Annotated in this window: 10 protein-coding genes; 7 read left to right on the top strand and 3 right to left on the bottom strand. The window is 36.1% G+C overall.

From position 1 onward, the window contains the following. Window positions 1-1,236 carry a M28 family peptidase gene (locus ACU8DI_RS03995; protein ID WP_447111446.1) on the bottom strand — a complete coding sequence of 412 codons (1,236 nt, stop codon included), beginning with the start codon at window positions 1,234-1,236 and terminating at the stop codon, window positions 1-3. 42 nt (window positions 1,237-1,278) lie between these two features. On the opposite strand from ACU8DI_RS03995, the gene ACU8DI_RS03990 reads away from it, so the two are divergent. Continuing rightward, entirely contained in the window at window positions 1,279-2,388 is a 1,110-nt protein-coding gene (locus tag ACU8DI_RS03990; protein ID WP_447111445.1) for a TolB family protein, read from the top strand. A gap of 16 nt (window positions 2,389-2,404) precedes the next feature. Here ACU8DI_RS03990 and ACU8DI_RS03985 read toward each other — a convergent pair whose 3' ends face one another. After that, on the bottom strand, window positions 2,405-4,810 hold the full coding sequence (locus ACU8DI_RS03985) for a TonB-dependent receptor domain-containing protein (RefSeq protein WP_447111444.1): 2,406 nt from the start codon (window positions 4,808-4,810) through the stop codon (window positions 2,405-2,407). Between the two features lie 155 nt (window positions 4,811-4,965). On the opposite strand from ACU8DI_RS03985, the gene lepA reads away from it, so the two are divergent. From lepA to ACU8DI_RS03960, 5 genes are all read left to right on the top strand, one after another. Continuing rightward, on the top strand, window positions 4,966-6,762 hold the full coding sequence (gene lepA, locus ACU8DI_RS03980) for a translation elongation factor 4 (RefSeq protein WP_447111443.1): 1,797 nt from the start codon (window positions 4,966-4,968) through the stop codon (window positions 6,760-6,762). A gap of 60 nt (window positions 6,763-6,822) precedes the next feature. Further along, entirely contained in the window at window positions 6,823-8,661 is a 1,839-nt protein-coding gene (locus tag ACU8DI_RS03975) for a tetratricopeptide repeat-containing sensor histidine kinase (RefSeq protein ID WP_447111442.1), read from the top strand. A gap of 4 nt (window positions 8,662-8,665) precedes the next feature. Then, window positions 8,666-9,415 (top strand): LytR/AlgR family response regulator transcription factor, encoded by a 750-nt coding sequence (locus tag ACU8DI_RS03970; protein ID WP_447111441.1) that lies wholly within the window; start codon window positions 8,666-8,668, stop codon window positions 9,413-9,415. A 121-nt stretch (window positions 9,416-9,536) separates the two neighbouring features. Further along, complete coding sequence (locus tag ACU8DI_RS03965) at window positions 9,537-10,286, top strand: hypothetical protein (protein ID WP_447111440.1); 750 nt, start codon at window positions 9,537-9,539, stop codon at window positions 10,284-10,286. A 32-nt stretch (window positions 10,287-10,318) separates the two neighbouring features. After that, a complete protein-coding gene (locus ACU8DI_RS03960) occupies window positions 10,319-11,044 on the top strand; it encodes a hypothetical protein (protein WP_447111439.1) in 726 nt (241 codons plus the stop codon). 84 nt (window positions 11,045-11,128) lie between these two features. Here ACU8DI_RS03960 and ACU8DI_RS03955 read toward each other — a convergent pair whose 3' ends face one another. Continuing rightward, complete coding sequence (locus tag ACU8DI_RS03955; RefSeq protein WP_447111438.1) at window positions 11,129-12,985, bottom strand: cation:proton antiporter; 1,857 nt, start codon at window positions 12,983-12,985, stop codon at window positions 11,129-11,131. Between the two features lie 539 nt (window positions 12,986-13,524). Here ACU8DI_RS03955 and ACU8DI_RS03950 point away from each other — a divergent pair. Next, entirely contained in the window at window positions 13,525-14,385 is an 861-nt protein-coding gene (locus tag ACU8DI_RS03950; protein ID WP_447111437.1) for an MBL fold metallo-hydrolase, read from the top strand. Window positions 14,386-14,393 lie beyond the last annotated feature (8 nt).

Here is a 14,393-nt window from a genome sequence, read left to right as displayed (position 1 = left end):
CTAAAACTCCAAGTCGGCCTCCACTTCTGAATCACCACGTTTAACAGTGACTTTCGTTTTATCGCCAGAGTCAAATACCGACAATGCGCGCATATAACTCATCATATCAGTAACTAGGCTATCACCTAATTTAATCACAATATCCCCTTTTTGTAAGCCTGCCTTCTGTGCTGGTTTATCTTCACTAACACCATCAATACGCATTCCTTTGCCATCAAACAAGTAATCTGGAATAACCCCTAAACCAACTTTAAACCTAGGAACATCTTCACTCTCATTTTTCGTTTTTCTAAAAGGCAGTTTTCCATTATCGTCTAAATCTGAAATGATATCAAAAATATAGGCAGAAATAGTATTCATACCCTCAAAATTTAATTTTTCAGTATCATCACTAGGCTTATGGTAATCCTCATGCTGACCAGTAAAAAAATGTAATACAGGCATCTCACTGTTATAAAAAGACGTGTGATCACTTGGACCAACACCCGATTCGTTTTCAATAATTTTGAATTTTGAATTGTTGGCATTTACAACCTGTTTTAAAATAGGAGAGGTTCCAACACCATAAACGGCAAGTGTGCTATCCTGTTTTAAGCGCCCTACCATATCCATATTGATCATGTAATTGGCTTTTGATAAATCTATGGTTGGGTTTTTAGTAAAATAGTTGGAGCCCAACAATCCCATTTCTTCACCAGAAAAAGCCATAAACAAATAATTATTGCCTGTGTTCGCAGATTTTAGCTTTTCAGCAAGATTCAACATGACGGCAACACCGCTGGCATTATCATCAGCGCCATTGTGGATTTCATTGTTTTCTCCTCTAAATAAAGACCCTTCAGCGCCATAACCTAAGTGGTCAAAATGCGCCCCAATAATAATGGTGTTTTCAGCCTTGTTATCCAAAAAAGCGACCACATTAGTTCCTGTGATTGTGCTATCGCCATCCTTAACTGTATAATTCACTTCTTGATGTGGATCTGTTTTCGGCTTAAAGGAGAAGGTTTGAAAATAACCATTGGTGCCTTTAGCGCCTATGCCTAATTCTTCAAATCGTTTAGCGATGTAATCAGCAGCCTTTTTCTCACCATCACTACCTGTCTGACGTCCTTCAAGTTTGTCATCAGCTAAAAAAGTTACGTCCTCCTTAATGGTAACAGATTTTACTTGGCTTTTAGGCTCTGATTTACAACCCATCAAAACCGTCAAAAAAAGTAGAAATATTAAGTTTTTCATGTCTATTAATCTTAATTTTGTACAAATTTAGTCAATAATACCATGAAACACCTATTACTTTCCATCATAACATTAACCATTCTAAGTTGTAAAGATCAAAAACAAGTAGTTACCGAAAAAAAGATAGAGACCTCAGTCGTTGAGGTAGAAGTTGACTCTTTGATCTATCCAGAAGAAACACATTTTAAGTCTATTCGTCAAGTGACTTTTGGAGGTGATAATGCTGAAGCCTATTGGAGTTTTGACGATAAGCAACTGGTGTTTCAGTCTAATAATAAAAAGTGGAACGTTGGTTGTGACCAAATGTTTTTAATGAATGCAACTGATACGTTTACGGATAGCATTGCTCCACCCATGATCAGCACAGGAAAAGGTCGTACTACCTGTGCTTACTTTCTACCCGATAATCAGCATATCATTTATGCGTCGACGCATTTAGAACAAGACGCGTGTCCCGAAACACCATTGCGTAAAAACGGTAAATACATTTGGCCAATTTACGATAGCTATGACATTTTTGTTGCCGATTTAGAAGGTAATATTGTCAAGCAATTAACAAGCGAACCTGGCTATGATGCAGAACCCACCGTTTCACCAAAAGGTGATAAAATAGTATTCACTTCTACAAGAAGTGGTGATTTAGAATTATACACCATGAACATCGACGGCACAGATGTCAAGCAAATTACCAACGAACTGGGTTATGATGGTGGTGCCTTCTTCTCTCCCGATGGAACTAAGTTGGTCTTTAGATCATCACGCCCAAAAACCGAAGAAGAAATCAAAGCCTACAAAGATTTGTTAGCCGAAGGATTAGTTGAACCTACTGAAATGGAACTTTATATCTGCAATGCCGACGGTAGTGATTTACGTCCGCTTACCGAATTGGGTAACGCCAATTGGAGTCCGTTTTTTCACCCTTCTGGAGAAAAAATCTTGTTTTCATCTAATTTTGAGGCGGATCGTGGTTTTCCTTTTAATCTTTATTTGATAGATCTCGATGGTAAAAACATCGAGCGCGTCACACACGGCGAAACTTTTGATGCCTTTCCTGTATTTTCTAACGATGGGAAGTATTTAGCGTTTTCATCTAACCGTAATAATGGTGGTGGTAGAGATACCAACCTGTTTATTGCTGAATGGCAAGATTAGACCAACACGTTTGTGCTTATTTAATACGATCACGCTCTTCTAAATCTATGCTGCGTGCATTTGTTTGAAGTTTTGTGTTTCCGAATTTATAACGGAAACCTAATCTTATATAGCGATCATCAATATCAACAAACTGTTTACTAAATTGGTTTTGGTATTGCGTACGAACTGCAAAGTCATGTTGATTAAACAAATCGCTCACCGATAATGAAATAGTCGCTTTTTTCTTGAAGAGACTTTTGGAGATGGCAAATTCTGAAAACAACCTGTTCTCAACAACTTGAAACCCTTGCAGGTTTTTACCTACCCAAGTGAGTATTAAATTGGCGTTTAGGCTATTGTCTTTAAGAAAATTAAAATCATTTTGTAAAACCGAATAGTTCGACCATTGATTATTGGTAACGACCCCTTGTCCAAAATCTGCTTGCTCTTCTATATTATAAAAGGATGTCACGGCATAAACAGACCAGCGGTCAGTGACATTGAAACTCGTTAAAAAATCAAATCCAAATTCGACAGTTTTATCAAAGTTCACGGAGATAAACTCAATAATATTGGTATCGTTATTTTGTCTTGGGATTTCATGGATAGCACCATCATAATTTTTATAATAGGCTTCTACCGTTAGAAGATCATTAAATAATGAACTTCCCAAAACATAATGATCTGTAAATGTTGGCACTAAAAAAGGATTTCCAGAAACCACATAATTTTCATTAATAAAAAACCGAAACGGGTTTAATTCAGCATAGCCTGGTCGAGCAATACTTCGCTTATAATTCGTGTATATACTGTAACCTTCTTTAATATTGTATTGAAAACTGACGTTGGGAAATAATTCTAAATAGTCTTGACTATTAGTTAAACCAGTAAGTGGAGATTTTCCTTCAAGATTTGTTTGCTCTACACGAAGTCCAGCATTCAAACTGAAAGTGTCCGTGTTTAAATCGTAATTCATATAACCAGCATAAATATACTCATCATAATTGAAGGCATCAGAATTAGCAGCATCCAAGGTCTCATTCCCTGTGTTTAAATTGATGTCAAATTGAGCAATATCGCTTTCCGTTTGAATTGAAGAAAATTTTAATCCTGTCTGAAAATTAGAATTATCATTGATAGGAAGGCTATAATCTACCTTCGTAGCAAGGATTCCTGTATCCTGATTTGCCAAGGTTTTAAAGGACGAGGCGGTTGTAAAGTCATTATTTTCATCAAAAAATTCACTCAAAACACGTTGGTTCCTTTCGTAATTGTAAGTCGTGACATGTGCGTTAAACGCTAGCTCACCTTTTTTGAATTGGTGGCTATAATCGAGATCAAATCCCAAATTGTATTTATTATCTCTAGATAAATTATCAGCAGTAAAACGAGATAAAAAATCGCCATTGACATCCGTAATATTTGTGGCATTCGCTATTTTATATTTAAAATAGGGCAAGTATAGCATGGTTGAAGAGAAGCTCAACGTATTATGATCATCAATAAAATAATCGAAATTAAGATTGAGGTTATGAGTTTCAGACCAAGTATTTCTATTAATGAGAGAACGCCAAGACTCGTCTAGGTTGTTTGAAACATCTAAATAATTAATGGTATTATCGCCATCTCTATTGATCTTATCTTTGGCGTAAGAATAATTCACATTAAAGCTAATGTCCTTATTCTTAAAAAAATGACTTGTTCCTGGATTGTATCTCGGAAAAACACCTTGCGTATAATTTGTAAAAATGCTTCCTCGATATCCTGTAATCAAATTTTTGGTCATGATAATATTGATGACCACACCACTTTCAGCATCGTAATTTGCTGAGGGGTTGGTGATCACCTCCACAGATTTAATGCTGTTAGCGGAAGATCCCTCCAATAATTGGTTGAGGTCGTCTGCGGATAAGTGTACTTTTCGATTATTGATATAAATAGTTGGTGTTGAATTTTTCACTGAAATGTCATCACCCATAACCAGCACACTTGGAGTGCTTTTGAGTACTTGAAGCATATTACCTTCAACCAATGCGGTGTTTTCAATGTCAAACACTAACCGATCTGCTTCTCTGGTCAATACAGGTTTCTTAACATTGATACTTACCTCATCTAATTGTTCCGAATCTTCAGCAAGCACAATAAATTTAAGGTCTAAATGCCCATTCAAATCAATAATTTGACGGTATTCCTTATAGCCTAAATAGCGCACATTAATAAGGTAAGTATTGGCTCGAAGATTCTTAATTTCAAAGAAACCTTTGTCGTCTGTTGAAGTCCCCTTTAACGCCTCACTTCCATCTTCCGTCATGATTATCACATTCGCAAACTCGATGGGTACGTTGTTCCTGTCTACAATGGTTCCTTCTACTGAAAAATCTTGACTATAGCTCAGTACTGAGCACATCAAAAAAGGAATTAAATAAAGTAGGGTTTTCAAATTAGTTAGGGTTTTATCTTGCAATATAACATTTGTTTTTAAAATGTATTTACGGATTTTCCACACTTATTAAGGTTTTTGTAAACATTAATAGCGTTTTATGCATAATAATTCAATTATATTTGCAAATCTTTATTGAGACGAATTTAGAGGTTATGAAGCACATTAGAAATTTTTGCATTATTGCACATATTGATCACGGTAAAAGCACACTTGCTGATAGACTGTTGGACTATACTGGTACTGTTACAGCAAGGGAAAAGCAAGATCAGCTTTTAGACAATATGGACTTAGAGCGTGAGCGTGGTATTACCATTAAATCCCATGCTATTCAGATGGAATATGTTTTTGAAGGACAAGATTATATTCTGAATTTAATTGATACACCAGGCCATGTCGATTTTTCTTATGAGGTATCTCGTTCTATTGCGGCTTGTGAAGGCGCTTTGTTGATTGTTGATGCTGCTCAAAGTATTCAGGCTCAAACCATTTCCAATTTGTATTTGGCCTTAGAGAATGACTTGGAAATTATTCCAGTATTAAATAAAGTGGATTTGCCGAGTGCCAATCCAGAAGAAGTAACCGACGACATCGTTGATCTTCTTGGCTGTGATCCAGAAGAGGTGATTCATGCCAGTGGAAAAACTGGTTTCGGTGTTGACAATATTTTAAAAGCCATTATTGAGCGTATTCCTGCTCCAAAAGGCAATGTGGATGAACCCCTTCAAGCACTGATCTTTGATTCGGTTTATAATCCTTTTAGAGGTGTCGAAACGTACTTTAGAGTGATTAACGGTTCTATTAAGAAGAACCAAGAAATTAAGTTTATTGCCACAGGAAAAACGTATGGAGCCGATGAGGTTGGAACACTTAAACTCAAACAATTTCCTAGACAAGAAATCAAAGCCGGAGATGTAGGTTACGTCATTACCGGAATAAAGGAGGCCAAAGAAGTTAAGGTAGGTGATACCATCACGGATGCTAAAAATCCAACTACTAACGCTATTGCGGGTTTTGAGGATGTGAAACCCATGGTATTTGCTGGAATCTATCCTGTTGATACTGAAGATTATGAAGAGTTGCGTGCCTCTATGGAAAAGCTACAACTGAATGATGCCTCTTTAGTTTTTACACCTGAAAGTTCTGCTGCACTTGGTTTTGGATTCCGTTGTGGATTCTTAGGAATGCTACATATGGAAATTATCCAAGAACGTCTGGAGCGCGAGTTTGATATGACCGTTATTACAACGGTTCCCAATGTGTCTTATCACGCTTTCACAAATAAAGATCCTGATGAGATTGTCATCGTTAATAACCCTTCCGATTTACCTGAGCCATCTACCTTAAATCGTGTAGAGGAACCTTATATAAAAGCAACGATTATTACAAAAGCCGATTTTGTAGGAAATGTGATGTCCTTGTGTATTGAAAAACGTGGCGTCATTACCAATCAAACCTATTTAACCACAGAGCGTGTCGAATTAAATTTTGACATGCCATTGGCTGAAATCGTCTTTGATTTTTATGATCGTTTAAAAACAGTCTCTAAGGGTTATGCCTCTTTCGACTACTCTCCTATCGGAATGCGTGCGTCAAAACTAGTACGTGTTGATATTTTATTAAACGGACAAACAGTAGATGCACTCTCTGCGTTGATTCATGCAGACAATGCCTATCATATTGGTAAGAAAATCACGGAAAAACTGAAAGAATTGATTCCTAGGCAACAGTTTGATATTCCAATTCAAGCGGCTATTGGCGCTAAAATTATCGCACGTGAAACCATCAAGGCGTTACGAAAAGATGTGACCGCTAAATGTTATGGTGGTGATATCTCACGTAAACGAAAACTGTTAGAAAAGCAGAAAAAAGGTAAAAAACGAATGCGTCAAGTAGGGAATGTTGAGATTCCACAACAGGCTTTTATGGCTGTTCTGAAGCTTAATGACTAACTTTCAATAGATAATAATAAACCGAAGCACAGCACTTCGGTTTTTTTTGTACTTTTAAATATGAGGAATTGGGGACACTTCATTGGTTGTGCTTTACTACTCGTATCTTATTTCAGCTCAGCCCAAATCTCGTCAATATCTGAAATTGATTCGATCTTAAAAAAAGCACATGGGTTTTTTAAAACGGATCAAGATAGCGCGCTTTATTATGCCAACATAGCCTATAACAAGAGTTTGGAACTGAACGATACTAGTGTAATTGCCAAGGCTATCATTCATAAAAACACTTACCTCATCACCCAGAAAAAATACGAGGAAGCTGAAGCGCTTTTTAACTACAACTTCAAACACATTGATGCGCTTTCTGAAACACTCAAGGGAGAAACGTATTATAATTTTGGTTCTGTAAAATACCTCAAAGAGGAATATGATCTAGCACTAGAGAACTATTTCAATGCGATACTTCACTATAAGAATGCCGAAGCTGAAAAAGGTCTGCAACGTTCCTATTTGCAAATTGGTGTGATCTACAGCAAACGCAATCGAAATGATTTAGCCGACTATTTTTACGAAAAATCAATGGCGTCTGGTGTTGACAGTCATCATATAGGAGCCAATGATAAGCTGCCAACTGCGCATCACGACAGTGAAAAGTTGGCCATGTCTAAAAAGATGTTGTCGGGAATTGATGATAAAGACCATTCGCGACTAGCTGCCATTATTTATTACAATATGGCGCAAAGTTACTTAGATCTAAAAGATTACGAAAATGTCATTGCCTATCACCTCAAATCCATAGCAGTCAAAGATCGTATACACTATAAATCACATCAGGATAAAAGTTACGCCTTTATTGGTGAGGCTCATTTTAAATTAGGAAACTACAGTGAAGCCATTGTCTATCTCAACAAAGCTTTAGAGGTTTCTAGTAAGCGTCAATTCAAGCTAAATGTGAGCAATCTTCTTTATAAGGCTTATGAACATGTAGGAGATTACAAAAACGCTTTGAGAGTTTCCGTGCTTCATAATTCCTTAAAAGACGCTTTAAACTTAAAAGAAGAAAATGAACGTATTGCTAAAATAACGGCAGAATTTGAAACCGAAAAACAGGCACAAGAAATTAAAATTTTGGCTGCCGACAATGACTTAAAAGCAGCGCAATTGAGCAATCAAAAAACGGTTTTAATCGCTGCAGGTGTTGGTGTGGTATTGCTGCTAATAGCCTTGTTTTTTGCTTATAAAACTTACCGAACGAAACAAAATCTTCAATTTTCGGAACTCACCCAAAAGCTGTTACAAATGCAGCTTAATCCCCATTTTTTATTCAATGCTTTAAATGGTATTCAATATTTTATCAAAAAAAATGACGTCACAAAATCTACAAAATATATCAGAAGTTTTAGTGGCTTGATGCGACATATCCTTGAAAATTCAGTTGAAAAATTTATCTCCATTCAGGAAGACTACGAAACAATTAAAGAATTCCTAGAACTACAACAATTAGTAACTAATCATACCTTTGATTATAACATACACATCGATGAATCTATTGATAAATCTCGTACTTGTATTCCACCTATGTTTACCCAACCATTTGTAGAGAATGCTATTATCCATGGTGTTTCCAACGTAAAAGAGGGACAAATAACTATCAATTATCTTTTAGAAGATACGCACGTTGTTGTTGAGATTATTGATAATGGCAAGGGCATTTCCACACCTAAAAATCAAGCTAATAGTTTACACAAATCTATGGGAACATCTATCACCAAACAACGGATGAATAACCTGTTAAAAATGGAGCGCTATTCCATTGATTTAGAAATTATTTCAGAGAACAATAACAACGAAAGTCAGGGTACCAAAGTAGTCCTTTCATTTCCCATTAAATACCTGTAATTCAATGACACACCGCTGTTTGATTATTGAAGATGACGCTTATACTGCCAAGGATGTAAGGGATACTATTGCGTCTCATTTTGATAATATAGAGGTGTTAGATATTGTCGATAACACCAGTGCCGCAAGGATAATCATTGAAACCCAGCATCCAGACATTGTTATTTCGGATATCAATCTAAAAGACGCTACCGTTTTCACCTTGTTACGGGAGTTTAATTCAATTGCATTTAAAATTATTTTTATCACCTCATATAGTAAATACGCAGTTGAAGCCTTTAAATTTAGCGCCTTAGATTTTTTGGAAAAACCGTTTGATGACGAAACCCTAATTTTGGCTGTACAAAACGCCATGTCTATCATTGATCAAGAAAATTACAACAAACAAATTCAGGCCTTTTTCCATAATTTTAAACCAAATCAAGATCGTAAAAAGCTCGTCTTGAAGAACATTGAAGCTATTCACATTGTTGATATTCAAGATATTGTCTACATAAAATCGGATAATAATTATTCTGAAATCTTTATCAATGACGGACGTAAAGTTGTGATGTCTAAACCTCTTAAATTTTACGAAACTCAACTTCAATCTTATGCATTTTTCAGAATTCATCAATCGTTTTTGGTGAATGTTAGTTTCGCTAAAACCTTTCACAAGAAAGACTCTGTTTTAGAACTCTCCAATCAATTGCAATTACCGGTCTCCAGTAATAAAACAGCCGCGTTAGTACAATGGCTGAGTCAACAGGGATAATTCTAATTGATACCTTTCAAATTCTCAAGTAGCGTATGTCAATTCTAAACACTTGCTTTTAAGAAGCATTTCTTCCCTAGTTTCATAATATCAAACAGACCAACTTTCAAATTCAAATATTATGAAAACCAAACCAATTTTTACCGTTTTATTGACCCTCATTGTCAGTTGTTTCTTTATAACATCAGCAAGTGGACAACATCTTATTGACAATGATCATCCACTTGATTTATTTGAGTTGGAGTCTGAAACTTTAGACATAAGAACGTATGAGGTGTCCCTTGATGACAACATTCAATACAATTTTGAAGATGCTCCCAAAAGCATCATGGCTAATGATGCTCAAGAACAAGCCGCATTTGTCCTTTCGATGCTTTCGTTTGGAGCAGGTGTCGGGTTTAATGATATTGAAACACTCTGGTGTTTAAGAGCAGAATATTATCTGAGATTGGCCTTACTTAATCGCTCAGCTGCCTATGGCAGTTTAGGTCTTGGCTATGATGGCTCCAGCGGTGATTTCTTCACAGCCACAGTTTTTAATGTGACCCTAAAAATGCTAATGTTTACACAACTCGTTAGACAATTTCAGCAAGTGCGTTTCATTTACGGGTTATTAGCTCAATATGGTTTTGGGAATTATAAATATGACGATGGATATAAACCAGACATTACGCGTTTAACCATTGGTGCTTTAGTAGGCTTTCAGATATTATTATCGCAAAGATGGTCCTTAATGCTTCAAAGCAATATTCTCAGCTATAGAGAGCAAACCACCAAATTTGACGGCGGAGAAGTCAAAGAAAATTCGACAGTTGGCTTATTTAACAAGCAGAACATCTTTTTCCTAACACTAGCTCTAAGTCTGGATTAACAAAACATTTTAAACATTTAAATTCAAAAAAAATGAAAACCATAAACATTCTCAGAAAAGCCATCTATCTCCTTACTTCTGTTTTACTAATTTCATTGAATTCCAGCTGTGCAGCAATTTTTGATGCTGAACTCAACGGTAATCAGAGCATTCCTTTTACACAGGAAGGGCTTCTCGATTTAAAGGCTATAAGTGATCGCTTGGATCAAGTTCAGAACAATCAGCTAGGAATTCGATATTATCCAAATCAATTTATTGACGCCTCTGCAGGATTTGGATTAAACGCAATTGAAGGTCAGAGCGAAACCTCCTTTTGTTTTGGCGCTGGCTATAATTATCGGTTATCTGAAGACAATTACAATCATGCCAGTTACGTAGGTGTTCATGGTGAGTACCTGAGTCAGAGCGCAGATCAAAGTGACCTCAGCCTTTTTCGAGTTGGCGCCAACTACACCTACTTCGATCGCATCACAAAAAATGGTGAAGTGGACTTAACATATGGTATTAAAGGCTATTATGAATCTGGAAATCAAGAGTTTTCAGGCTTCAAAGAAGCGATTACAGGCTATGGCGCCAATTTAGTTATTGGAGCAAATTATAATGTTTCTGACAATATCTCAATTGGTGTAGAGGTTCCATTTTTATCATGGTCTCAACGTACTTTTGAGTTTGATGGCGGAGACTTCGAGCAACAAAGTACTTGGCTAGGACTAAATAAAAACAATATGGTGATGGCAACGGCCAGATTCGGGTTTTAAGAATCGGCAACAGCTGTAACTTCATAAAACCTAAAGTATTAAAATTGATGACTTTGAATTTGGTCTTAATGAAGAGGTTTCGGTCTAACTTGAAGCCTCTTTGTTTTGCACATTTTCTACGTCAAATGGCTTTCCAAGATATACAAGTTGATAATCCTTTTTAATATCATTAATATTCGTGCTATATGATGAGATAATATGAAGTTCTCCCTTATTGTCTTTAATAAACAATGGAATGATATCTATGTCTTTGTTTGTAATTTCAATAAGACTCTCGTAATGTGCTTGATCTTCAAGCTCAATTTCCTGAATGGAAGGATAATTACGTGTCACTTCCATCAATCGGTTGTAATCATCGGTATGTGAAAACAAACCCTCTTTCGGATTATCCTCCGGGTTGTTCATTTCCGAAGCCGTCACTAGCCTAAAGGAACCGTTTTCACCAAAATCCTTACTAAACTTATTGATGGCATATTTATTAATTTCAGAATTACCAGTCATCGCCATCAAATAGCCAACATCATTTAACTCAATGTTATCCATTAAACTGTCTGAATAAATATTAGTACTTAAAGCTTCCAAACCTAACTCCTTCGCTTTAGCAATGTTGCTTTGGTTACTATCAATAAGCACCACATGACGGCCATTAGATTCTAAATAATGTCCGAGTAATCTCGATACTTTGGAGGCGCCAACAATTAAAATACCATTTGACTTGGTTAAAAATACACCGACTAATTTTGCAAATAAACGCGCAGTTGTCGCATTTAACAAGACGGTACCCAATACAATAACAAACACTAATGGTGTGATATATTCTGCATCGGCAACACCTTTACTTGCAAGCTTCAATCCGAAAAGAGAAGCAATACCGGCAGCTACAATCCCTCTTGGACCAACCCAACTCACGAATAGTTTTTCATTAAGTTTGAGTTTAGAACCTTGAGTGCTCAAAAATACACCTAATGGTCGGATTAAAAACACAACCACTGCAAACAGAATGGCCGTCTTCCAATTATAAATGAGTAATAATTCGTTAAAATTGATATTCGCGGCAAGGAGTATAAATAAGATTGAAATAAGCAAGACACTCAAAGACTCTTTAAAATACAGGATATCCTTGAGATAAGGCGATTTTGAATTACCCAGAACCATTCCCATCACTACAACGGCTAATAACCCAGATTCATGAGCAAATACATCTGATAGCACAAAAACACCCAATACTGCGGCTAAAGAGAATACATTCATTAAATAATGTGGTACCCACTTCTTATTTAAAATAAAGTTGACGGCATGTGCAAATGTAAATCCAAAAGTAGAACCAAAAAGGACAATTTTACCAAACTCAATAAGTGCTGTTTTTGTAAACTCTCCTCCAGCATCGACACTTATAAATTCATAAACCAATACCGCAACCAAGGCACCAATTGGATCGATGAGAATACCTTCCCATTTCAATACAGCAGACACATCTTTTTTCAAAGGAATGTTTCTCAAAATAGGCGTAATCACGGTTGGACCAGTAACTATAATTAGGCCAGCAAACAAAAAGGATATTTCCCAGCTTAAGTAGAATATAAAATGTGCGGCAACCGCTCCACCAAAAAACGTCACAATGGAGCCAATCGTTATCAGTTTTGTAATGACTGGGCCAACATTCTTAACCTCACTCAACTTTAGCGTTAAACCTCCTTCGAAAAGAATAATACTAATCGCTAACGACACAAAATAAAATAAACTTTCCCCTGGAAAAAGACCTTCGTTACCATTCCAAATAGGTTCTATCCATTTGGTACCATCACCTGAAAGAAATTCTGCGGCAATGGGTCCAACTAATAAGCCAATTAAAATAAGAGGTAAAATGGCAGGAATTTTAAATTTCCATGCAACCCACTGCGCTAATATACCTAAGATGATGATTCCTGCTAGTTCTAACATGCATTTTATTTTTGAAAGTTAAATATAAAAGAAACTATGATAACTCTTTCAAAAAATGACAGATTTCTACTACTCATAAGAAACCCACAGCTAATCATTCTTTTTACTAACTAAGCTCGAATTAATTTAATTTGGAAATTTACTGCATATAGTACGAACAACAAATACTGAGAATCCTGGAGCCTGATATAGCGCAAAGTCTTATGTGTCATCCTCGGTTTCAACTTTACCATACAACAAGAAAATTTAGAAAACATCAGAAATAAGGATCATCTGATTTTCAGTGCTAATACAATGAAAGATGCGTTATTTCTGGATGATTTCTTTTACCTTGAAACGAAAGAAGTTAGAGGTGTTTACAATGCAGTTCGAAACCATAACAAGAATTGAATTAATTGTAATAGCGTTTTGTAAAGGTGAATTTATTATCATAGAGGCGATTAGTACTTTTAGGTTGAGGTAAACACTTAAATTCTGTTATTTCTTAATAAACTGCTAAAAGGCATTTCATTGACCATGGTATTTATTATTTTGCAACTATGAATTTATATCCTATTAACGCTGGAAATTTTAAACTTGATGGCGGTGCTATGTTTGGCGTAGTTCCCAAGTCATTATGGACAAGAACTAATCCTGCCGATAACAATAACATGATAGATATTGCGGCACGCTGTTTGCTCATTGAAGATGGCAATCGATTGATTTTAATCGATACTGGTATGGGAAATAAGCAAAGCGATAAATTTTATGGCTACTACTATCTTTGGGGTGATGACTCCATAGATAAATCATTAGAAGCCCATGGTTTTCATCGTGATGATATTACCGATGTTTTTATGACGCATTTGCATTTTGATCATTGTGGTGGAAGCATCCAATGGAATAAAGACAGAACAGGTTATGAGCCAGCTTTTAAAAATGCCAACTTTTGGAGCAATAAAAATCATTGGGAGTGGGCTACTCAGCCAAACAGACGAGAAGCTGCCTCTTTTTTAGAAGAAAACATCCTACCCATGCAGGAGAGTGGTCATTTAAAATTTACAGCGCTTCCAGAAAAAGATGTCTTAAAAAACTCTGAATTAGGTTTCGATATTTTTTTTGCTGATGGTCATACTGATAAACAAATGATTCCTATGATTCAGTATCAAGATAAAACCATTTGTTTTATGGCAGATCTACTTCCTACTGTAGGTCATCTACCATTACCCTTTGTCATGGGTTATGATACAAGGCCTTTACTCACATTAGACGAAAAGGAACGATTTCTGAATATGGCTGCCGATCAAAATTTTTATCTTTATTTGGAGCATGATGCCCACAATGAGATTATTACCGTTCAACATACCGAAAAAGGTGTGAGACTTAAAGACACATTTAAAACTAACGATATTTTTAATTAAACATTATT

It is taken from the genome of Psychroserpens sp. BH13MA-6 (assembly GCF_052983595.1).
The sequence above is the reverse complement of the archived record's forward strand: the minus strand, read 5'-3'. Positions and strand labels throughout refer to the sequence as shown.